18 protein-coding genes and 2 tRNA genes are annotated in these 21587 nt (G+C 37.9%); 10 read left to right on the forward strand and 10 right to left on the reverse strand.

Annotated elements, in window-relative coordinates; all coding sequences use genetic code 11:
* Window positions 1–37 precede the first annotated feature (37 nt).
* Entirely contained in the window at window positions 38–3136 is a 3099-nt protein-coding gene (locus ACG916_RS15365; protein WP_419327629.1) for a multidrug efflux RND transporter permease subunit, read from the reverse strand.
* A gap of 274 nt (window positions 3137–3410) precedes the next feature.
* Between ACG916_RS15365 and ACG916_RS15370 the strand changes: the two genes are divergently transcribed.
* Window positions 3411–4559, forward strand: coding sequence for a glycerophosphodiester phosphodiesterase (locus ACG916_RS15370; protein WP_419327628.1), 1149 nt, complete (start codon window positions 3411–3413; stop codon window positions 4557–4559).
* 139 nt (window positions 4560–4698) lie between these two features.
* Complete coding sequence (locus tag ACG916_RS15375) at window positions 4699–5073, forward strand: diacylglycerol kinase (RefSeq protein ID WP_004819673.1); 375 nt, start codon at window positions 4699–4701, stop codon at window positions 5071–5073.
* 354 nt (window positions 5074–5427) lie between these two features.
* Here the strand turns inward: ACG916_RS15375 and ACG916_RS15380 are convergent, their stop codons facing one another.
* The 5 genes from ACG916_RS15380 to ACG916_RS15400 form a co-directional block, all read right to left on the reverse strand.
* Window positions 5428–5571, reverse strand: a complete 144-nt coding sequence (locus ACG916_RS15380; protein WP_419327627.1) for a lipoprotein — start codon at window positions 5569–5571, stop codon at window positions 5428–5430.
* 155 nt (window positions 5572–5726) lie between these two features.
* Entirely contained in the window at window positions 5727–7361 is a 1635-nt protein-coding gene (gene groL / locus ACG916_RS15385; RefSeq protein ID WP_004819670.1) for a chaperonin GroEL, read from the reverse strand.
* Window positions 7362–7440: 79 nt separating this feature from the next.
* Window positions 7441–7731, reverse strand: a complete 291-nt coding sequence (locus ACG916_RS15390; RefSeq protein ID WP_004722444.1) for a co-chaperone GroES — start codon at window positions 7729–7731, stop codon at window positions 7441–7443.
* Between the two features lie 172 nt (window positions 7732–7903).
* Window positions 7904–8692 carry a metallophosphoesterase family protein gene (locus ACG916_RS15395; protein ID WP_336952719.1) on the reverse strand — a complete coding sequence of 263 codons (789 nt, stop codon included), beginning with the start codon at window positions 8690–8692 and terminating at the stop codon, window positions 7904–7906.
* A complete protein-coding gene (locus tag ACG916_RS15400; RefSeq protein WP_336952720.1) occupies window positions 8673–9611 on the reverse strand; it encodes a diacylglycerol/lipid kinase family protein in 939 nt (312 codons plus the stop codon). Before ACG916_RS15400 ends, ACG916_RS15395 begins: the two co-directional genes overlap by 20 nt.
* A gap of 407 nt (window positions 9612–10018) precedes the next feature.
* Here ACG916_RS15400 and ACG916_RS15405 point away from each other — a divergent pair, with 407 nt between their 5' ends.
* From ACG916_RS15405 to ACG916_RS15415, 3 genes are all read left to right on the forward strand, one after another.
* Entirely contained in the window at window positions 10019–11851 is a 1833-nt protein-coding gene (locus ACG916_RS15405) for a phosphoenolpyruvate carboxykinase (GTP) (RefSeq protein WP_336952722.1), read from the forward strand.
* Window positions 11852–12044: 193 nt separating this feature from the next.
* The gene (locus ACG916_RS15410; RefSeq protein WP_336952724.1) at window positions 12045–12923 is read left to right on the forward strand and encodes an ATP-grasp fold amidoligase family protein; all 879 of its coding nucleotides are present in this window, start codon (window positions 12045–12047) and stop codon (window positions 12921–12923) included.
* Between the two features lie 76 nt (window positions 12924–12999).
* Window positions 13000–13710, forward strand: coding sequence for a hypothetical protein (locus ACG916_RS15415; RefSeq protein ID WP_419327626.1), 711 nt, complete (start codon window positions 13000–13002; stop codon window positions 13708–13710).
* Between the two features lie 36 nt (window positions 13711–13746).
* Here the strand turns inward: ACG916_RS15415 and glpD are convergent, their stop codons facing one another.
* Entirely contained in the window at window positions 13747–15276 is a 1530-nt protein-coding gene (gene glpD, locus ACG916_RS15420) for a glycerol-3-phosphate dehydrogenase (RefSeq protein ID WP_419327625.1), read from the reverse strand.
* A gap of 166 nt (window positions 15277–15442) precedes the next feature.
* Window positions 15443–16198 carry a DeoR/GlpR family DNA-binding transcription regulator gene (locus ACG916_RS15425; RefSeq protein WP_336952728.1) on the reverse strand — a complete coding sequence of 252 codons (756 nt, stop codon included), beginning with the start codon at window positions 16196–16198 and terminating at the stop codon, window positions 15443–15445.
* Window positions 16199–16653: 455 nt separating this feature from the next.
* Between ACG916_RS15425 and ACG916_RS15430 the strand changes: the two genes are divergently transcribed.
* Window positions 16654–17973, forward strand: coding sequence for an MFS transporter (locus ACG916_RS15430; protein WP_336952729.1), 1320 nt, complete (start codon window positions 16654–16656; stop codon window positions 17971–17973).
* Window positions 17974–18119: 146 nt separating this feature from the next.
* Window positions 18120–18545 (forward strand): hypothetical protein, encoded by a 426-nt coding sequence (locus tag ACG916_RS15435; protein ID WP_336952731.1) that lies wholly within the window; start codon window positions 18120–18122, stop codon window positions 18543–18545.
* A 40-nt stretch (window positions 18546–18585) separates the two neighbouring features.
* Here the strand turns inward: ACG916_RS15435 and ACG916_RS15440 are convergent, their stop codons facing one another.
* Together ACG916_RS15440 and folD are read right to left on the reverse strand one after the other, a co-directional pair.
* Window positions 18586–19254: a class I SAM-dependent methyltransferase gene (locus tag ACG916_RS15440; RefSeq protein WP_419327624.1), complete on the reverse strand. Its 669-nt coding sequence runs from the start codon at window positions 19252–19254 to the stop codon at window positions 18586–18588.
* Window positions 19255–19522: 268 nt separating this feature from the next.
* Window positions 19523–20371 carry a bifunctional methylenetetrahydrofolate dehydrogenase/methenyltetrahydrofolate cyclohydrolase FolD gene (gene folD, locus ACG916_RS15445; RefSeq protein WP_419327623.1) on the reverse strand — a complete coding sequence of 283 codons (849 nt, stop codon included), beginning with the start codon at window positions 20369–20371 and terminating at the stop codon, window positions 19523–19525.
* Window positions 20372–20523: 152 nt separating this feature from the next.
* Here folD and ACG916_RS15450 point away from each other — a divergent pair.
* The 3 genes from ACG916_RS15450 (at window position 20524) to ACG916_RS15460 (ending at window position 21548) form a co-directional block, all read left to right on the forward strand.
* Window positions 20524–20597 (forward strand) — tRNA-Cys (locus ACG916_RS15450).
* Between the two features lie 10 nt (window positions 20598–20607).
* Window positions 20608–20693: transfer RNA gene (locus ACG916_RS15455), tRNA-Leu, on the forward strand.
* Window positions 20694–20816: 123 nt separating this feature from the next.
* Window positions 20817–21548, forward strand: a complete 732-nt coding sequence (locus tag ACG916_RS15460) for a hypothetical protein (protein WP_336952736.1) — start codon at window positions 20817–20819, stop codon at window positions 21546–21548.
* Window positions 21549–21587: the final 39 nt, after the last annotated feature.

Here is a 21587-nt window from a genome sequence, read left to right on the forward strand (position 1 = left end):
AGAACATTGATCAAGCTAAGGCCATCAATCGACACCATTACCCAGAGGGTGCTTTTGATTTAAAAATTGAGCGAACCAACACATACATAAATGGGATAAACAGTAAAACCAAAACCGTTCCAAAGATCACTCCACCTAACACACTTACACCAATTTCTTGACGGCTGGCAGCACCTGCACCAAATGCAACAACCAATGGGATAATCCCCGCACCAAAGGCTAATGATGTCATTAGAATTGGACGTAACCGCAGCCCTGCACCTTCTAATGCAGCTGCAATAGCTGTTTTACCTTTTTCCTGAGACAGAGCAGCAAACTCAACAATCAAAATCGCATTTTTACAAGACAAACCAATCGTGGTCAACAATGCAATTTGAAAATAAATGTCGTTTGGAAAACCTATCAATTTACTGAAAATAATATTGCCTCCAATCCCCAAAGGAATTGCCGCAATCACAGCAGTTGGAATCGACCAACTTTCATATAAAGCTGCTAGACAAAGAAAAATAAAGCCGATTGAAATCAAATAGAGTAACCATGCTTGGCTACTGGATTTTTGTTCTTCAAATGACAAGCCACTCCACGCAACATCTATTCCCTCTTGTTGACTAATCAAGGTCTGAATATCTTTCATGGCTTGACCTGAACTAGTATGCGCCGCAGCATTGGCTTCCATTTGCAAGGCGGTATAACCTTGGAAACGATTCACTACATCTGGCCCACCTTCCCAGCGCGTTGTTGCGAAATTGCTAAATGGCACCATCTGGTTCTGTGCATTACGCACCGTCCATACCTGTAGGTCTTCTGGCTTGGAACGAAATTCTGCATCGCCCTGCATCATTACTCGTTTAATTCGCCCACGATCAATAAAGTCATTTACATAAGAACCACCCCATGCTGCTGACAAGGTGTTGTTAATCGCGGTTTGACTCAGTCCATTTGCCAATGCCAATTTTTGATTAACATCAACTTTTAACTTAGATTTATCGGGATTGGACTTTTTATCCAGATTCTCAAAGGATCGGAACTGTTTGGCTTGCGCCTGCAATGTATTGAATTGTTGGTCTAAATATTTTCGACCTTGACCATTAATATCCTGAATCCAGAATTCTAAGCTATCACTATCTCCCAAACCATTTACAGAAGCAGGCAAACTCACTGTAATCCGAGCATTGCGATCTTGACTAAAATATTTTGTTGCACGTTCACGAATTGCTTGCGCAGAATTTTGTGTACCTGACCGATCATCCCAATGCTTTAAGGCTACAAAGCCTGTTCCTAAATTTTGTCCTGTACCTGAAAAATTACGCCCATAACGAATCAATACAATATCTACATTTTGTTTTTCATTTTCAAGGAAATATCTTCGAATATTTTCTCCAACCACCTGACTACTTGACATCGGTGCACCATCGGCTAAACGGAACTGTACACTCAACATACCCTGATCTTCACTTGGAATAAAACTAGTAGGTAAAGTCCGATAAATCAGTGAAAACACAGCAATCAAAGCCACAAAAATCGTCAAAACCACCCATTTCAAATTTAAGGTCTTTTGAATCAGTCGAATATAACGTTGTCTTAGATTTTCAAGTTTGCGATTAAACCAAGTGGCCCAACGCATGGGTTTGGGGTTCGGTTTTAAAATAATGGCACACAGTGCAGGGGTTAATATCAATGCAACCAACAGTGACAAGGCCATTGCCGCCACTAAGGTAATGGAGAATTGACGATAAATCACACCTGTTGAACCCGTAAAGAATGCCATCGGGATAAATACAGCCGTCAAGACCACTGTAATTCCAATCAAAGCCCCTGTCATTTCCTGCATAGACTCGATAGATGCCTGTTTTGCAGTTAGACCCTGCTCATGCATCAAACGCTCGACATTTTCCACCACAACAATCGCATCATCGACCAACAGACCAATTGCCAACACTAAGGCAAATAAAGTCAATGTGTTAATACTCATGCCGAGCACATTGAGTACCGCAAAAGTACCTAAAATTACAATCGGAACAGTAATAGTAGGAACCAACGTTGCACGCCAGCTTTGTAGGAAAATAAACATGACCAGAACCACCAATACGATGGCTTCTAATAATGTTTTTACCACCTCTTTAATGGATTCTTGCACAAACGGCGTATTATCACGTGGATAAACAATCTTATAACCTTGTGGTAGTTTTTCAGAAATCTTTGCCAACTCGGCTTTGATTAATGCCGATGTTGCTAGTGCATTTGCACCTGAGGATAAAGAAATCCCCATACCTGATGAAGGATAACCATTGATGGTATTAAAAGATTGGTAGTTTTCTGCGCCCAATTCAATACGCGCCACATCTTTTAAATAGATATAGCCTCCATCGGTATTGGATTTGACTATAATATTCTTAAATTCGTCCACAGTTCTTAAACGTGAACCAGCAGTGACTTTTGCATTTAAATATTGGTCAGCAGTTACTGGTAAATCGCCTACACCACCAGCGGCAACCTGTGTATTCTGTGCCTCAATTGCTGTCCGAATATCACTGGGCATCAATTGATATTGTCGAAGCAAATTCGGATTGAGCCAAATTCGCATGGCATATTGTGAGCCAAATACATCAACTTCACCAATCCCTTCAATCCGTGATAATTCTTGTTCTATATGATCAGATAAATAGTCACCTAACTCGATATTGTTACTTTTACCCGTTTCATCATATAAACCCACCACCATAAATGTATCGCCAAGTGATTTATTTACCGTTACACCTTGACGCTGTACATCGTCAGGTAAACGGTTAAGTACGCCATTAATGCTATTTTGTACTTGTACTTGTGCGGTATCTGGGTCAGTTCCATTTTCAAAACTGATACTAATTCTAGCACGACCTGATGAGTCACTACTCGAACTAAAGTACAGTAGATGGTCGATCCCTTTAATTTGTTGTTCTAAAACCTGTGTAACACTCTCTTCAACCGTTTCAGCATCTGCGCCTGTATATGTTGTCGAAACAGTAATTCGTGGTGGAGCAATATCAGGGTATCGCTCTATAGGTAAATTTAAGACTGAAAATACGCCTAAAGCCATAACAATAATTGCGAGTACACAGGCAAAAATAGGACGTTGAATAAAAAATTTAGAGAGCATCAGAGTAGGTTCTGTGTCAAAGGATTGAGGTTAAAGCTGTTCGAACAATTAAATCTGCTTTATATGGATATTCTGTGACTTGAACTAAAAACTCAAGGAAAAATAACAGAAAAGCGAATGATAAGTTTAAATATGAAGAAACTGTGAAGAATTCATTTCTTCGGATCGTAAATCTACAAAAAAGATTTCATCATCTTTTCATCTTGATGTCATCACAGTGTCAATTTAACCACATACACTACGCTCAGTTTACTTATAAGAATTTGAGAGAAATATGATTAAAAATACTGGGTTATTGGTAAGTATCATGGCCTTATTAACTGCTTGTAATGATGACGATAAAAATATAGATAACGTCACGCCCGAATACAAGGAACCAAAAATTATTATCGTTGGTCACCGAGGAGCCAGTGCTTTACGTCCTGAACATACCCTTGAAAGTTATCAAAAAGCCATTGATGATGGTGCTGATTTTATTGAACCAGATTTAGTATCGACTAAAGATGGGGTTTTGGTTGCACGTCATGAAAATGAAATTGGCGGTACAACCAATGTCAGTACATTCAGCCAATTTGCAGATCGTAAGAAAACAAAAATCATCGATGGGACATCGTTAACGGGATGGTTTACTGAAGACTTTACTTTAAATGAATTGAATCAACTTAAAGCACGTGAGCGTATCCCAGCGTTACGCCCGAACAATACCCAATACAATGACCAATTTAATATTCCCACCCTTGAGCAGATCATTGAACTGGCTGAAAAGAATTATAAAATAACTGGTAAGGTGGTTGGGCTCTATATTGAAACCAAGCACCCAACATATTTTCAAAAACTAAATTTAGCCATGGAAGATCCATTGCTTAAAACTTTGGCAAAGTACCAATATAGCCGTGAAATTGCACCGATTTATCTACAGTCATTTGAAGTAAATAATTTAAAGTACTTTAAAGACCAATTGACAGCCCATAAAAGCTTAAAGCATGCCAAAATTATTCAGCTTTATGATGATAAGAAAATCAGTCCAGCAGATTATGTCGTACAAGGGATTAAAACCACCTATGGTGATATGGCCACAGCACAAGGTTTAAAAGAAGTTGCCAAATATGCTGATGGTGTTGGTCCATGGAAACCGTATATTTTTAATGATAGCTATACTGCACCTTCTTCTTTTGTTACAGATGCTCATGCTGTGAACTTAAAAGTCCATCCATATACTTTCCGTCCTGAAAATAATTTCCTTGCCAACAATTTAAAATGTAGTACTGGTGAAGCAGATGCAGCCAAGCGTTGTGAAGCTGGCGCGAATAAAGAATATGAGATGTATTTTAAAGCTGGTGTGGACGGTGTATTTACCGATGATCCTGCGCTGGGTCGTAAAGCTTTGGATGCGTACTTAAAAACCAATCCAAATGCAAAGTAACATCTGATTTATTCAAAAAATTAAGCAAACGATTCAAATGTTTGCTTAATTTTTTCTAAACTTAGTGCTTTTTGTTTAAAATTAATCCCCATTTAAGTTTAAAATAATACACTTTTTAAAAATTTAGCTGCTTTGATGTATGAGTGATTATTCTCCATTTAAGGGTACGACGGGTTTCAAACGCATTCTCAATGCAACTGGCTATTCTTTAGCAGGATTTAAAGCTGCATATCAAAATGAAGCTGCTTTCCGTCAGATTGTTTGGATTAATATTGTTTTAATTCCGATTACATTCTTCGTTGATGTCTCTTCTGTTGAACAAGCAGTGATGATTGCTGTGTGCTTATTGGCAATCATTGTAGAACTGTTTAATTCAGCATTAGAAGCTGTCGTTGATCGAGTTTCTTTAGAACGCCATCCACTGTCTAAAAATGCCAAAGATATGGGAAGTGCTGCGCAGTTTGTAGCTCAAGCAATTATTTTCTTTACTTGGGTGATTATTCTTTTTAGATAAATTATTGTTTTTAAATCAGTTAGAGAGAACATTAACATTCCACCGAGCGTAAAATGTCAATTTATAAAAGCCTAATTTCTCTTTGCTGTGTTAATCAAGTCAAAGCACTGTGATATTTTTTAACTTGACGAAATTCCTTATCTCTTAAAATTATTTCTATAAATAATTCATTAAAGTGAAGGTTTTGGAATGGGTTTTTTCTTGTCTATTTTATCAGGCCGATTGAGATTCATTGAACAATTGGTATATCCCCATTTGGTCACTTTACCGCGTTCCAGCATAAATTTTTCAACACTAGAACCCCAATCATCATTATAAGAAATAATTTTAGCGCCACTCGGAACTGTATAACTTCTAGATGGTGGTCCCCATTTTTTCTTCTGTCTCGCCTACCCAAGACTGCATTAAATCATTTCTAGTTTCAAGTCGTTGCCCCATCATACTTAAACATCCAGTTAACATCAGGCTAATTACAATAATGAAAATTAATCTTTTCATTTTTCTCCCCCCTCACAATTTTCGTATTGTATTTATATTTACCGAATAGTAGAAAAGGATAATAATAAATCTACAAAAAACAAGAATAAAGTAACTTGCATAAAAAATCCCCGCATAAAAGCGGGGATTTTTTATGATCTGAGATCGAAACGATATTACATCATACCGCCCATACCACCCATGCCACCCATATCAGGCATAGCAGGTTTGTCTTCTGGGATATCAGTAATCATACATTCAGTTGTTAACATCAAACCAGCAACAGATGCAGCGTGCTCAAGTGCAGAACGCGTTACTTTAGCAGGGTCAAGGATACCCATTTCTAACATATCACCATATTGTGAAGTTGCAGCGTTGTAACCAAAGTTACCTTCACCGCTTTTCACTGCATTGATCACAACAGATGGCTCATCGCCAGCGTTAGACACGATTTGACGAAGTGGCGCTTCAATCGCACGACGAAGGATGTTCACACCTACAGTTTGGTCATCATTTGCACCAACAAGACCGTCAAGTACTTTAGCTGCACGTACCAACGCAACACCACCACCTGCAACAACACCTTCTTCAACCGCAGCACGCGTTGCATGAAGCGCATCATCTACACGGTCTTTCTTCTCTTTCATTTCAACTTCAGTTGCAGCACCAATTTTGATTACAGCAACACCGCCAGCGAGTTTAGCTACGCGCTCTTGAAGTTTTTCTTTATCGTATTCAGATGTTGATTCTTCGATTTGAGCACGAATTTGAGTTACACGTTCAGCAATTTGATTTGCATCACCAGCACCATCAACAATCACAGTATTTTCTTTAGAAATCGTGATTTTATGTGCAGTACCTAAATCTTGAAGCGTTGCTTGTTCTAAAGACATACCCACTTCTTCAGAAATCACAGTAGCACCTGTCAAGATCGCGATATCTTGAAGCATTGCTTTACGACGATCACCAAAACCAGGCGCTTTAACCGCACATACTTTGATGATACCGCGCATGTTGTTTACAACCAGTGTTGCAAGTGCTTCACCCTCAACATCTTCAGCGATGATGAGTAATGGTTTACCTGTTTTTGCAACAGCTTCTAAAACTGTAATCAATTCACGGATATTACCAATTTTCTTATCAACAAGAAGAATGAATGGATTTTCAAGTTCAGCAGTCAAAGTATCTTGTTTGTTTGCAAAGTACGGGCTGATATAACCACGGTCAAACTGCATACCTTCTACAACATCAAGCGCATCTTCAAAGCCTGAACCTTCTTCAACAGTAATCACGCCTTCTTTACCAACGCGTTCCATTGCTTGCGCAATCAACTTACCTACAGTTTCATCAGAGTTTGCCGAAATCGAACCGACTTGTTCAATTGCTTTGGTATCAGAAGCTGGTTTAGCAGTTGCTTTGATATTTTCAACAACAGCTCTAACCGCAAGGTCGATACCACGTTTCAAATCCATTGGGTTCATACCCGCAGTTACAGATTTGATCCCTTCATTTAAGATCGCTTGAGCAAGTACAGTTGCAGTTGTTGTACCATCACCTGCGATATCATTGGTTTTTGAAGAAACTTCACGAACCAATTGCGCGCCCATATTTTCGAATTTATCTTTTAAAGAAATTTCTTTAGCAACAGTTACACCATCTTTAGTGATGTGTGGTGCACCGAAAGAACGATCAATAACAACGTTACGCCCTTTAGGACCTAAAGTTACTTTTACTGCATCTGCAAGTACGTTTACACCGGCGATCATTTTTGAACGCGCTGAATCACCAAATTTTACGTCTTTAGCTGACATACTAAACTCCAGATATCTTTATAAATTTTAAATTTTGACCAATATGTTTTGGATGAAAACTCATTTGAACGGCAGAAGATTAACCTTCCAATACCGCTAAAATATCAGACTCTTTCATCACAAGAAGTTCTTCACCATCAACTTTAACTTTAGTACCTGCGTAAGCACCAAATAATACGTTATCGCCCACTTTCACGTCTAAAGCGCGTACGCCATTATCAGTGATTTTGCCATTACCTACAGCAAGGATTTCACCTTGAGCAGGTTGTTCAGCTGCTGAAGTACTTAAAATTAAACCACCTGCTGTTTTAGTTTCTTTTTCAACACGGCGAATAACAACGTTGTCATGTAAAGGACGAATCTTGCTCATTTCTAACTCCATAGACATTTTAAATGTCATTGATTACTCAGCGAAGATGACTTCTTATTCCTAGGTCATCGACAAAATATTTGTATGTCACATTTGTGGGGATGGAAATAAACGCTTCAAGGGGAAAATGAAAAAAAATTTATTTAATTTGTACGTTTTTTCTTCTTTTGTATCAAATCAGCTCTGATTCAGAATTTTTCAGCTCATTTTTCGCAATAAAATCTTGTAATTGCTCATCAAAAAAATAATGCTCAAACTCACCATTTTGATGAATCACATTAAAACTGTTTGGCATATTTTTATGTAAGCGTCGAGAAACTGCTGTACCCGCATGAACTTCATAAACCGGTTGCTTTAAATTTAGCGCAAAGGCTTGATTCAAATCATAGACCGCAACTAAATGTAAATGACCATGTAATAAAGCATACAGTTGATGTTGTCCCCATTCTTTAATGGCAAACTGCCCTAAAGCAGGACAATCTTTTAAGTGATGATCTTCATTTGAAGTATAAAAAGGTTGGTGACTAACAATTATTTTTAATTTATTTTTCGGTGCATTGACCAACAACTGATTTACATTTTGAATTTGCTCAAATGAGATATGCCCGCGTGTATGATAACGCCGACGAATACTGTTCATGCCAATTAAATAAAAATGCTCTGTAAATAAAGTGCGTTCTAAACTACCAAAGAACAGTTGATATAAGCCAAATGGTCTAAAGGCACGATTCCAGACATGATATAAAGGAATATCATGATTGCCAGGCACCACAAAATAAGGGATTTTTAGCGATTCTAAAAACTGTTTACATGCATAGAACTCTTTAAATTTAGCACGTTGAGTTAAATCACCGCTCACCACAACCACTTCTGGTTTATGCACAGCACAAAACTTTTGAATCGCTCGTATACACTCTGGACGCTCAGTACCAAAATGTAGATCAGACAGATGCAATAACATGCGGCACCATAATTTTTAAAGCATTTTTTTCTACGTGTAAGGTTAATGGGGTCGTCATTGAAACAATTTCTCCATCGACAGCAACGGTCAGTTTAGGCTTTTTTGAATAAACAATGACTTTTTGTGCACCAAAACTATACACATCGGAAGCGTTTTCCAATTTTCCACGAATGGTTTGAAACAAGGTTTTAAATAAAGTGGCTTTATCTCCTTTGGCGATCACCACACCGGCAATCTCACCCACCTCTGCACATTTTGAAATTTTTAAATTCAATTCTTTTAATTGCAGTTGATTATTACCAAAAAAAATCAGTGGTGTTTTTACAGGATACTTTTGTCCATCTACTTCGATCTCTAATTTGAGTTCTTTACGGTCACGGATCAGTACATCCAAACCAGAGGTGTAAGCATTTAAAGGAAAGCGTCCAAACTTACGATTATATTCTTCACGTTTTTTAATAAATAAAGGATATAAACCTAAACTGGCATTATTTAGATAAATTTGATCGTTGATACAGGCCACATGTGATGCACGCGGCTCCCCTGTGGCGATCACATTTGCTGCCTCCAAAATATTCAGGGGAATATGTAGAACACGCGCCACATAATTAAAAGTACCCAAAGGTAGTATTCCCATAGGAATTTTTTGATTTAACATTTGCGAGGCGACTGCATTCAACGTACCATCACCACCTGCAGCGACAATGACACCGCAATCTGAGTACTGTGCATGACGTTGAATGATTTTTTGCATCAGGGTTTTTATATCAGGCTCTGAACTGATATCAAAAACTTGAATTTCAAAACCATGTGAAGTCCAGATGGTCATGAGTTTTTCATAAATATCATCTTTCTGATTGGCATGAAAACCTGACTTTTCATTGTAAATCATTGAAAGAGGCTTGAGTTCTGTGTCCATAAGCTTGATTATTTTGAAGTATTTGCACTAATTTCGTCGATTTTCTAAACAAATAAAAGCACCTTTATGTAAAATTCGAATTATGTCCATTTATTAAATCAATAATTAATTTAGTAAATCTTATAATTTCAACTTATTGTAAACTATTATTATTTACAATTAAAATACCCTACATTCCGTTTTAAAATACTAATAAAAATCAAACAATAATCAATGTTAGACAATAAAAATCAAACACTTAGTAAAAACTCAAGCATTGGTATCTTTTAAGCCTTTAGTCTTATTTTTTTTATGAATATATGTTTTAATACCACCACTTTTTTTCATACTTAAATTTGAATGTAGTATCCCTTCATTCAGATTATTATTTGTACACAAAATTGTACATATTTTAGATAGGCCTCACCATGACCCAAGTGAACGCACCAGAATTCGTTCGTCATCCCAAGCTCATTGCATGGGTTGAAGAAATTGCTAAATTAACTAAACCTGCAAAAATTGAATGGTGTGACGGAAGCGAAGAAGAGAATCAACGTTACATCGACTTGATGATCGCTAACGGCACTATGCAAGCGTTGAACCAAGAAAAACATCCTGGTTCTTATTTAGCGAATTCTGATCCGTCTGACGTAGCGCGTGTTGAAGGTCGTACATACATCTGCTCTGAAAAACAAGAAGATGCTGGTGCGACAAACAACTGGGAAGCTCCTGCTGAGATGCGTACTCGCCTTAACGGTTTGTTTGATGGTGCAATGCAAGGACGTACAATGTACGTGGTTCCATTCTCTATGGGGCCATTAGGTTCTCACATTGCTCACATCGGTATCGAAATTACAGATTCTCCTTATGTTGCTGTAAGTATGCGTAAAATGGCTCGTATGGGTAAAGCTGTTTATGATGTACTGGGTACAGATGGCGATTATGTTCCTTGCGTACATACTGTTGGCGCTCCGTTGGCTGAAGGTCAAAAAGATGTTGCATGGCCTTGTAACCCTGAAAAATATATCGTGCATTATCCAGAAACTCGTGAGATCTGGTCTTACGGTTCAGGATACGGCGGTAACGCATTATTGGGTAAAAAATGCCTTGCTTTACGTATTGCTTCATCTATGGGTCGTCAACAAGGCTGGTTAGCTGAACACATGTTGATCCTTGGTGTGACCAATCCACAAGGTGAGAAACATTACATTGCAGCGGCATTCCCATCTGCATGTGGTAAAACCAACTTCGCGATGTTGATTCCACCAGCGGGTTATGAAGGTTGGAAAATTGAAACTGTAGGTGACGATATTGCTTGGATCAAGCCAGGTGAAGATGGTCGCTTATATGCAATCAACCCTGAAGCTGGTTTCTTTGGTGTAGCACCTGGTACAAACATCAAAACAAATCCAAACTGCATGGCGACACTTCACAAAGATGTCATCTATACAAACGTTGCTGTAACAAATGACGGTGACGTATGGTGGGAAGGTCTAACCAAAGAAGCGCCTGCTAATTTAACCAACTGGAAAGGCCAACCACATGTTGCTGGTGAAAAAGCAGCGCATCCAAATGCTCGCTTCACAGTTGCAGCGGGTCAATGCCCTTCTATTGATGCTGACTGGGAAAATCCAGCTGGCGTACCAATTTCTGCATTCATCTTCGGTGGTCGTCGCGCAGATACAGTACCTTTAATCTCAGAAGCTTTTGACTGGGTTGATGGTGTTTATAAAGCAGCAACAATGGGTTCTGAAACAACTGCAGCTGCAGTAGGTCAACAAGGTGTTGTACGCCGTGACCCATTTGCCATGCTTCCATTTGCTGGCTACAACATGGCTGACTATTTCTCTCATTGGTTAGAAATGGGCGAAGAAGTTGGTGCTAAAGCAAAAGCTGCGGGCAATAAACTTCCAGGTATTTATAACGTAAACTGGTTCCGTCGTGATGCTGAAGGTAACTTTGTTTGGCCTGGTTTTGGTCAAAACATGCGTGTGCTTGAGTGGATCATTGACCGTTGTGAAGGTCGTGCTGAAGCAGTAGAAACACCAATTGGTTTTGTTCCAACCTATGAGCAATTGAACTGGACAGGTTCTGACTTCACTAAAGACCAATTTAATCTTGTGACTTCTCAAGACAAAGATCAGTGGATCAAAGAAATTGAAAGCCACACTGAGTTATTTGATAAACTTGGTGAACGTTTACCAGCTGCACTTAAAACTCGTCAAAATGAGCTTTTAGAAGCTGTTAAGAAATCTGCTTAGTCCTCTGATTAATTGATACAAAAAGACCGCCATATAGCGGTCTTTTTGTTATTAAAGTGATTCTTTTCACTTTATTGTTTAGATATTCATTACAATTATGTAATAAAAATATAAATGATTACTATTTCCATATACAAAATTCATATTTTCTCTATAATTCAAACATTCATTATTTTATTGATTTTTTTTAATCATGATTGAAAATATTATTTATTCGGCAAAAGTGATTAGAGCCAAATTTGTCTCAGATAGACGCTATCTCACCAAAAGATTTATTGCTAAATTGGGTTATACCCCGAACTTTGATCAGCCTAAAAGTTTCAATGAAAAAGTCACCGCCAGAATGATCTATGAAAGAGTACCCTTACATACAAAATTAGCGGATAAATTTGCAGTACGAGAAATCATTTCAGATAAAATTTGTTGTTCCCATTTCGTTCCACTGATTGGCGTATATAAATGCTTTGAGGAAATTGACTTTAATCAACTTCCCAACAAGTTTGTTTTAAAATGCAATCATGACAGTGGCAGTGCGATTGTCTGTAACGATAAAGCGCAATTTGATATCAAAAAAGCGCAGCACAAACTCAATCACCACCTTAAACAAAATATGTATTTTAGAAAACGAGAATGGCATTACAAAGATATTGTTCCTTTAATTTTGGCCGAACAACATATTGATTTATTTACTGATCAAAACAATAAGTTCACCATTACAACATGTCGTGTTCATTGTTTTGAAGGTCAGCCTCGATATCTCGAAGTCGATGTACAAGATAGCAAAGGTATAGATTATTCAAATATGTATGACACATCTTGGATTCTGCAACCCTTTACCGTTGATCTAAAAAACAATACGCCAAGCTGTTTAGCACGACCGCAAAAATTAAATAAAATGCTTCAATTGTCAGAAGATCTTTGTTTTAAATATGGTTATAGCCGAATTGATTTCTTATTATCTCAAGACGATGTTTTCTTCAGTGAGATTACCTTAACCCCTAATGCAGGTCGTATGGTCATCACCCCAAGTGAGTGGGATGAAAAATTAGGCGCTTTATGGCTAACTGACTAAACCGAGCAAAAAGGCCGACGAGTTCGGTCTTTTTTATGATTTAATCTAATCATTCAATGATCTAAAAATAAGCGTAATGACACCTATTAAAAACATCACTACAGCTCAACCTTATCTAACATTGTTACCTGACCATGAAGTCGTCTTCGCCCCTTCAAGTCTATTTCTAGCACAGCATTTACTTCCGCTTATTTCAATTGATTTATCCGCAATAAATACTGCATGGCAAGGAAAAATTCATTTGCTGAATGCTATTGAACCTTATGAAGGCTATATCGGAAGTGATACCACAGAATTTTCAGATACTTTTGCCAATGAAAATTGGTTCATTATGCAATTAAATCAACAAAATCAATATGAATGGTTAGCAAACAAAAGATATTTTGCTTTAGAAAATCCTGATTGCGAGGCTGATCTAAAAACCCATCACAAAGAAATGCATGAAGATTACTTGCAGCTTAAACAGCGCTTTGCCGAAACTGGAAAAATCATTTCAACATCCCGCATTGAATATCAAAATAATTCTCCAACAACCTTGCTTGACCAATTAGGCGGCGAATGTGGCGGTGGAAACTGGACTTATCCGATTGATCAACATTTTGATTTACGCTACATCAACGCAGACCGTGATGATCAAGAAGTTCATATTTCTGACCGCGATGGCAATCGTTATTATTTTATTGCAGCTGTTGCAGGTTGGGAATATTGTTCACATGGTGCAGATTCGATTTTATTGTATTACCAACCTGAAACCCGACGCGTTTTATATACCTTTGATTGGTCATAACACATCCTCAGCAAAGCAATATATTTCCATTTTTGCTTAGGCAACATTTCTCTGTACGCGGCGTTCATGCAATTCAAGCAAATATTCATCCAGTACTTGAATTTCAGTTTCTGTAAATTTTAAATATAACTTGGTACGGCGCTTTAAAATATCCTGACTGGTGATCGCCCACTCATGATCAACCAAATAATCAACCTCTTGGGCATATAAACCATGTCCAAAATCTTGACCAAGTTCATGAACAGATGTCGAATGATTTAAAAATTTCCATGTATAGGTTCCATAGGCATGTGCCCAGCGGCTTGAAGTTTCATGATCAAGCCCTTTGATTTTATTTTGAATTTCTAAAACCAACCCATCAACAGAAATTAAATTCTCAGCACCTGGCAACAAGGATTTTCCAGTCCAAGGTTTTCCAGCTTTAGGGAAAAACTTCTGCAAATGCTCCATTGCAGATTCAGCCAAGCGTCTATAGGTGGTTAACTTCCCACCAAACACAGAAAGTAATGGTGCATCATTTTCATGATCTTGCGATAAAGCCAAAGTGTAATCACGGGTAATTGCTGCTGGATTATCAGACTCATCATCACACAACGGGCGTACCCCTGAGAATGTCTGAATAATATCGGCTTGAGTTAGTTGCACTTTAAAATGATCATTGGATACATCAAGCAGATAATCAATCTCTTGCTGACTAATTTCAACATTATTCGGATCTGCTAAATATTCACGGTCAGTTGTGCCAATCATGGTGTATTGATTGAGATAAGGAATTGCAAACACGATACGTTGATCATCATTTTGCATAATAAAGGCTTTATCACCGTCATAGATTTTCGGCACAATAATATGACTGCCTTGAATTAAACGAATCCCATATTGTGATTTTAACTGAAGCTCTTGCTTAATGAATTGTGCAACCCAAGGTCCTGCAGCATTGACCAAAGCCTTCGCTTGTATGTGATAAATACCCTGTTCATTTTCAAACTGAATAGTCCACAAGCCATGTTCTCGTTGTGCTGAAATACAGCGTGTTTGGGTCACCACAGTGGCATTTTTCTCACGTGCTTGCATTGCATTTAAAATCACTAAGCGTGAATCATCTACAGCACAATCTGAGTATTCAAAACCCCGTTTGAACGCTGTTTTTAGTGGGCTGGTATTAGAGTCAAACTCAACCAAATGTGAACCTGCAAGCTTCTCTCTTTTACCCAAATGATCATATAAAAACAGACCCGTACGAATCAGCCAAGCAGGACGTAAATGAGGCTGATGTGGCATGATAAAACGCATAGGGCGAATGATATGTGGTGCCTTTGCTAGTAAGACTTCTCGCTCCGCTAAAGCCTCTCGGACTAAACGAAATTCTTTATGTTCCAAATAACGCAGACCACCATGAATCAACTTGCTGCTTGCAGACGAAGTATGGCTGGCTAAATCATCTTTTTCACACAAGAACACAGATAAACCACGCCCAGCAGCATCATTGGCAATACCAACACCATTTATTCCACCACCAATTACAGCAATATCATAGTAAGCTTGTTGCTCATTGATTTGTGTCATAAACGCCACCACCTTTGATCATTTGCATATATTCACAATCATTTTTGAAAATATATTTTCATTTGTTTTCATTTAAGAAAATAATAGATAGTTTTTTAATCAATGTCTATCAAAAAATGATCAATTTCACGTTTATCATGTTTTCACTATGGGTTTAAAACTTAGCCTAAACCACAGTTAAAGCTACTTCTGCTGCATGAATTTGTTTTAAATAATTTTCAGTGGGGGTTTTATTGGTAAAAAGCCGATCTATTTCAGAAAGATGGCCTAAGCGCATCATTGCATGGCGACCGAACTTGCTCTCATCTGCTGCTAAAAATACCTGCCGAGCACCTAGAATAATTTCTTGCGAGACTGACACTTCTTGAAAATCGAAATCGAGCATCGTTCCATCTTCATCAATTCCACTGATACCAATCAAGGCATAATCAACTTTAAACTGCTTAAAAAATTCGGAGGTGGCTTGCCCAATCACGCCTCCATCAGGGCGCACTTTCCCACTGGCGATCAGCACTTCAAAATCATCGTTAATACTCAAAATTTTTGCCACATTTAAATTATTGGTAATCACTTTTAAACCGCGATGTTGCAATAAAGCATGGGCAATAGCTTCGGTCGTTGTACCAATATTGATAAACAAAGATGCATGATCTGGAATTGCTTTTGCAACAGCTGTTGCAATGCGCTGTTTTGCAGCTAAATTATGGCTGATCCGTTGACTATATGCTGTATTGGTAACGCTTGAGTCTACTGCAGCACCACCGTGATAACGACGTAATAGTCCGGCATCTGCCAATTGATTGATATCTCGCCGTACAGTTTGCGGGGTAACTGCAAAATGCTGTGCAATCTCATCAATACTGATGTAGCCCCGAGCCTTAACCAATGCTAATGTTTGCTGTTGTCGAATCATTAAGTCCATAGATGTGAAACCTTATTGTTTTATTTTCAAAAATGAACATTTAGCTACTATAAATAGCATGACTACTTACTGTACGACTAGATTAAATTCTTAAATTCATCCAACTCAGCTTACTAAATTGTTTATATTCCATACATTTAGACGCAAATAAATAGGCTTTAACTTTGAGATAAATTCTTATAATTTATAAAATATTTAAAATTAAATGCCTGTTTTAAAAAAATATTCATTTATTTATAGAATTTCTCATCTTGGAACAATAATGAGCTCTCAACGCAGCTAAGACCAAAGTCTAATAAGGTCTGCTTTCATTCAAGCGTATAACGACCATTGTAATTATTTGTATCCCCTCGTCATACTTACTTAAATTCTCTCTGTTTGATTTTCTTCTTTGATTTTCATCCAAAATGAAAGTTAAACAGGCTGTATTTTGCATATTCTTTTGGAGAATTGCCTTGTCCAATTCATCTCCTCAAGCTGCCACTTCGCAACTTGATAGAAAAACTCGTTTCAAATCTATACTAGGTGGCTCAGCTGGTAATTTAGTCGAATGGTATGATTGGTATGTATATGCCGCATTTACCCTCTATTTTGCGCCTGTGTTCTTTCCTGAAGGTAATGAAACCGTCAAACTTCTCCAAGCTGCTGCAGTTTTCGCTTTAGGCTTTTTAATGCGTCCGATCGGTGCATGGATCATGGGCATTTATGCTGACCGTAAAGGTCGCAAAGCCGGCTTAACACTTTCTGTTTCATTGATGTGTATTGGCTCATTAATCATTGCTTGTGCGCCATCTTATGATTCAGTTGGGATGTTTGCTCCTGCACTGCTTTTATTTGCGCGTTTATTACAAGGTTTAAGTGTTGGTGGTGAGTATGGCTCAAGTGCCACCTATTTAACTGAAATGGCGGGTAAAAATCATCGTGGCTTTTTCTCAAGTTTCCAATATGTTACTCTGATCTCAGGTCAATTACTTGCACTCTGCGTACTGATTATCCTGCAACATAATCTTTCTGAAGAATCCTTACATGCTTGGGGATGGCGTGTTCCTTTCTTTATTGGTGCATTACTCGCAATTGTTGTGTTCTGGATTCGTCGTGGTCTCGTTGAAACAGAATCATCTAAACAAGCGCAACAACAAGCAAAAAATGGCGGTGAAACATCTGGTGCTTTGGCTTTATTCACCAAGTATCCTAAACAAGCATTTACAGTGATTATGCTAACTGCGGGCGGCACCTTAGCTTTCAATACATTTACGACTTATTTACAAAAATATTTAGTTAACACTTCTGGCTTTGAAAAAACCACCGCAACTGAAATTACCACAGCCGCAATCTTTATTTTTATGTTGATTCAGCCTGCAGTGGGTGCACTTTCTGACAAAATTGGTCGTAAACCGATTATGATCACTTTTGGTGTACTCGGTGTGTTATTTACCGTTCCTATTTTCAATAGTTTAGGCTCGACAACGGATCCTAAAACGGCTTTCTTCTTATGTATGAGTGGTATGGTCATTGTAACTGGATATACAGCCATTAATGCGGTTGTAAAAGCTGAATTATTTCCACCGCATATTCGTGCTTTAGGTGTAGCCTTACCTTATGCACTTGCCAACACTGTGTTTGGTGGTACGGCTGAATTAGTTGCGTTAAGCTTTAAAAATGCTGGGCATGAAAACTATTTCTTCTATTACATTACCTTTATGATCAGTTTATCTCTAATCACCTATGTTTTTATGAAAGATAGCAAAAAACATAGCCTGATTACGGATGATTAATTCAAACTATAGTTTGCAATCTAATTCATTTAAAACAGCTTTTTTATTTACATGAAAAAGCTGTTTTATTTACGCAATTCACTTATCGTGAAAATTGCAAAGCTATGGCATACTAAAAATAATTCAAAAAGCTAGGACTTTAAAAGATGAAAAAAATCACTTATGCAGGTTTAGGATTAATCGTTTTAGCTTTATCTGCATGTCAAACAACCCCTCGTCAATACAATGGCGTAACAGGTTATCAGATTGAAAATCAAACAGCAGATAGTGCAACACTGGCATACACCCTTTCAGGTCGTGCAGATCGTGATTTGGATGCTGATAAATTACAGCGTGCATGTCAAAAAGTTTTGGGTGCAAACAAAAACTATAAAATTTCTGTATTAAGCACCAATGAAATTATCAATCCGCAAATAGCAAAAGATCAGGCTGGCGTTCAACTTGGACATAGCCGTACATCATTTGGGCTTTCTAATACACCAAGTCTAAATAACAGTGAAGATTATGCAACACGCCAAGCATTAGATACCCGTCCAAGCACTTTACATGTTGTACGTTATACCTGTTCTTGATTTTAGATAGGTGTAAATCACAGAATAAAATAAGACGCTGTCATAGCGTCTTATAAAAACTCACATTTCTGAATTCTTTGGCTTCATCTAAATCAGGCCAAGTGGTGGCGCTTCGTTCATCCAATTTTTGGTAATTTGGATGACTAAAGTTTTTCACTCGGCTATCTGCCACCCATACTTCTGTTGAAAATTTTAAAAACTCATCTAAAAAGAAACGGTTAGATTGATCATATAAAACATCTGCTGCTAATAAGACATCAACCTGTTCTGATTTATATAAATCATCTAGATATTCAAGCTCTACATCATTAAGCAAAGCATTTTCGCGACAAGCATCCAAACTAATTGGGTCGATATCGCAACAGATGACACGTTTTGCACCTGCCATTTTGGCTGCAATTGCAACGACGCCTGATCCAGCACCAAAATCCAGCACTATTTTATCTTTTACATGCTGTGGCTCTGCAATCAGCCATTGTGCCATTGCTAAACCTGAAGCCCAGCAAAAAATCCAATACGGTGTATCATTCCAAATACGGCGAATCACCTCATCATCCAAACGATCTGTTGGAAAAACAGGTGGAATCAACCATAACGAAATTGGGCTTTCAGGCAACTGCTGCGCCAATAATTCGCATTGAGGAATTACTTCATGCAAAGCATCAACTAAATGTTGTGGGGCTTTAGGAAATTGATAAGTACAGCTCATACAAAATATGACCAAAATTATTATTTTGATATTGAGGAAATATAGCTTCTTCCTCATATTCGATAGACAATAACGTCATGTGCTAAGGTTTGAGACAATACTTCTTATTGAATCTCAAATATAAATACTTAAAAGTACATCTTAAACGCGTTAAGCCAATGACAATGTTGCCTACTTTTACTGAAAAATAAATATCGCTGTGTAAATGTAGGCTAGATTTAAGCACAGTGAATGCATGGCTTTCACTGTACTCAGAATAAATTAGAACTTAAGTTAACGCCTTTTCAGCAGCTTCCACAGTTTGACGAATCAACGTTGTGATCGTCATCGGGCCTACGCCACCTGGAACTGGCGTATAAGCTGCAGCTACCTCTTCAATACCAACCAATTGGATATCACCCACACCACCACCTTCACGAGGATGGAAACCGGCATCAACCACAATAGCACCTTGCTTAATCCAGTCTTTTTGGATTAATTCAGCTTTACCGACTGCACCAACAACAATATCCGCTTGTTTTACCAATTCAGCAAGATTTTGTGTGCGAGAATGACAGATTGTAACTGTTGCATTGGCTTGAAGTAGCATCATTGCCATCGGTTTACCTAAAATAGCCGAACGCCCCACCACAACAGCATGTTTGCCCGCGATTTCAATCTTATTTTCTTCAAGAATTGTCATGATACCTGCAGGTGTTGCCGAACCATAAGCAACCTCACCCATTGCCATACGGCCGAAACCTAAGCAAGTTACGCCATCTACATCTTTCTCAAGTGAAATGGCATCAAAACAAGCACGCTCATCAATTTGTTCAGGCACAGGATGTTGTAGCAAAATCCCGTGAACATCAGGATTGTCGTTTAATTTTTCAATTTCAGCTAACAATTGTTCAGTCGTGGTTTCTTTACCTAACTCTACTTTTAAAGAATCCATACCAACACGACGGCAAGCATTTCCTTTCATGCGTACGTATGTCGCAGATGCACCATCATCACCCACTAAAATAGTCGCTAAAATTGGGGTACGACCTGTTTTTGCTTTTATAGCTTCAACACGAGTCAACAAGTCTGCTTCAATTTGTTTCGCTAATGCGCGACCATCCAATACCAATGCCACGGCACATCTCCAAAGTAGATATGAATCAATTTTGCAAATAATACATGATTATTTAGACAATTTTCTTCCATATGCTGAATTTATGTGCATATGCATGAATTATAGTATTGTTTTTTTTTCAAAGATTGCTAATATGTGCATCACCAAGACATGGCGGGGTGGCAGAGTGGTCATGCAGCGGACTGCAACTCCGTGTACGCCGGTTCGATTCCGACCTCCGCCTCCAATCTTGTAAAGCCCGAGTGGTGAAATCGGTAGACACAGGGGATTTAAAATCCCCCGCCCACAAAGCGTGCCAGTTCGAGTCTGGCCTCGGGCACCATTTTAATTCTTGTTAAAATGGTGCAATAAAGAACCCAGCGATAAGCTGGTTTTTTTATGCCTAAAATTTTATATTGTTTTTTATGTTAATATCCAAAGTGAAATTTAGATAAGCGAAGCCTATATGATTCAAAACAAGCAAGTTTCCCTCTATTTAAATCAATTACAACAACAATACCCACAAGCATTTAAGCGCAACTTTCTATTTTATAGTCAAATTAAAACCAAAGGGCTTTTAGATGAAGCAAAGGAGTTTATTCCTTGGATTTTGTCGATTATGATTTTTTGCAGCATCTACTTTAGTTTAGGTCAGTATATTGCAAATCATTTTCCTAAATTCGATAGCTTTCAAGCCAATGGCATTGCCGCTTTAGCGATTATGTTATTTTTTATGATTATTGTTCCCATCATTATCAAACAAATAAAACACAGTTCGACTCATTTATACCAACAACTCAATAATATTCCGCTTAAGCTTGCGGTACTGATCGTCCTCCAAGCACTCAATCTTTATTTTATAGAAAGTACCCTGTTGCAAGGTCTGTTATTTTTCTTTGCAATGAGCTTTGGTTTTGTCAAATTTTATAAAGAAAATTTATTTAGAGATAGCACCAAAGACACCGAATATTATCAATTACAACAAATTCGAAAAACCTGTTTATGGGCTTATAAACAGGCTAAAAAAGCAAAATTCAAAATGCGATTCTTGACTAAAGATTCTGAGAAATATCAATTTTATCAAAAGCGTTTAGTGAAGTTTTTAGAGTTACATTTAGAACTATTAAAATATGAAAATGAAATGTGTAAAACCTATAAATATGAAGATTTAGATGCCTATATGGACAGTATGATGTAATCCATCTATCACGTTAAAAAGCCGAGCGATCTAAACTCG

The sequence above is a fragment of the Acinetobacter legionensis genome (genome assembly GCF_048552295.1).
In the GTDB taxonomy this organism is placed as follows: Bacteria; Pseudomonadota; Gammaproteobacteria; order Pseudomonadales; family Moraxellaceae; genus Acinetobacter.

What these genes read in the sequence shown, in the direction of transcription:
- ACG916_RS15365 (WP_419327629.1), bottom strand. Translation starts at nt 3,136, where the DNA reads ATGCTCTCTAAATTTTTTATTCAACGTCCTATTTTTGCCTGTGTACTC.
- ACG916_RS15370 (WP_419327628.1), top strand. Translation starts at nt 3,411, where the DNA reads ATGATTAAAAATACTGGGTTATTGGTAAGTATCATGGCCTTATTAACT.
- ACG916_RS15375 (WP_004819673.1), top strand. Translation starts at nt 4,699, where the DNA reads ATGAGTGATTATTCTCCATTTAAGGGTACGACGGGTTTCAAACGCATT.
- ACG916_RS15380 (WP_419327627.1), bottom strand. Translation starts at nt 5,571, where the DNA reads ATGAAAAGATTAATTTTCATTATTGTAATTAGCCTGATGTTAACTGGA.
- groL (WP_004819670.1), bottom strand. Translation starts at nt 7,361, where the DNA reads ATGTCAGCTAAAGACGTAAAATTTGGTGATTCAGCGCGTTCAAAAATG.
- ACG916_RS15390 (WP_004722444.1), bottom strand. Translation starts at nt 7,731, where the DNA reads ATGAGCAAGATTCGTCCTTTACATGACAACGTTGTTATTCGCCGTGTT.
- ACG916_RS15395 (WP_336952719.1), bottom strand. Translation starts at nt 8,692, where the DNA reads ATGTTATTGCATCTGTCTGATCTACATTTTGGTACTGAGCGTCCAGAG.
- ACG916_RS15400 (WP_336952720.1), bottom strand. Translation starts at nt 9,611, where the DNA reads ATGGACACAGAACTCAAGCCTCTTTCAATGATTTACAATGAAAAGTCA.
- ACG916_RS15405 (WP_336952722.1), top strand. Translation starts at nt 10,019, where the DNA reads ATGACCCAAGTGAACGCACCAGAATTCGTTCGTCATCCCAAGCTCATT.
- ACG916_RS15410 (WP_336952724.1), top strand. Translation starts at nt 12,045, where the DNA reads ATGATTGAAAATATTATTTATTCGGCAAAAGTGATTAGAGCCAAATTT.
- ACG916_RS15415 (WP_419327626.1), top strand. Translation starts at nt 13,000, where the DNA reads ATGACACCTATTAAAAACATCACTACAGCTCAACCTTATCTAACATTG.
- glpD (WP_419327625.1), bottom strand. Translation starts at nt 15,276, where the DNA reads ATGACACAAATCAATGAGCAACAAGCTTACTATGATATTGCTGTAATT.
- ACG916_RS15425 (WP_336952728.1), bottom strand. Translation starts at nt 16,198, where the DNA reads ATGGACTTAATGATTCGACAACAGCAAACATTAGCATTGGTTAAGGCT.
- ACG916_RS15435 (WP_336952731.1), top strand. Translation starts at nt 18,120, where the DNA reads ATGAAAAAAATCACTTATGCAGGTTTAGGATTAATCGTTTTAGCTTTA.
- ACG916_RS15440 (WP_419327624.1), bottom strand. Translation starts at nt 19,254, where the DNA reads ATGAGCTGTACTTATCAATTTCCTAAAGCCCCACAACATTTAGTTGAT.
- ACG916_RS15460 (WP_336952736.1), top strand. Translation starts at nt 20,817, where the DNA reads ATGATTCAAAACAAGCAAGTTTCCCTCTATTTAAATCAATTACAACAA.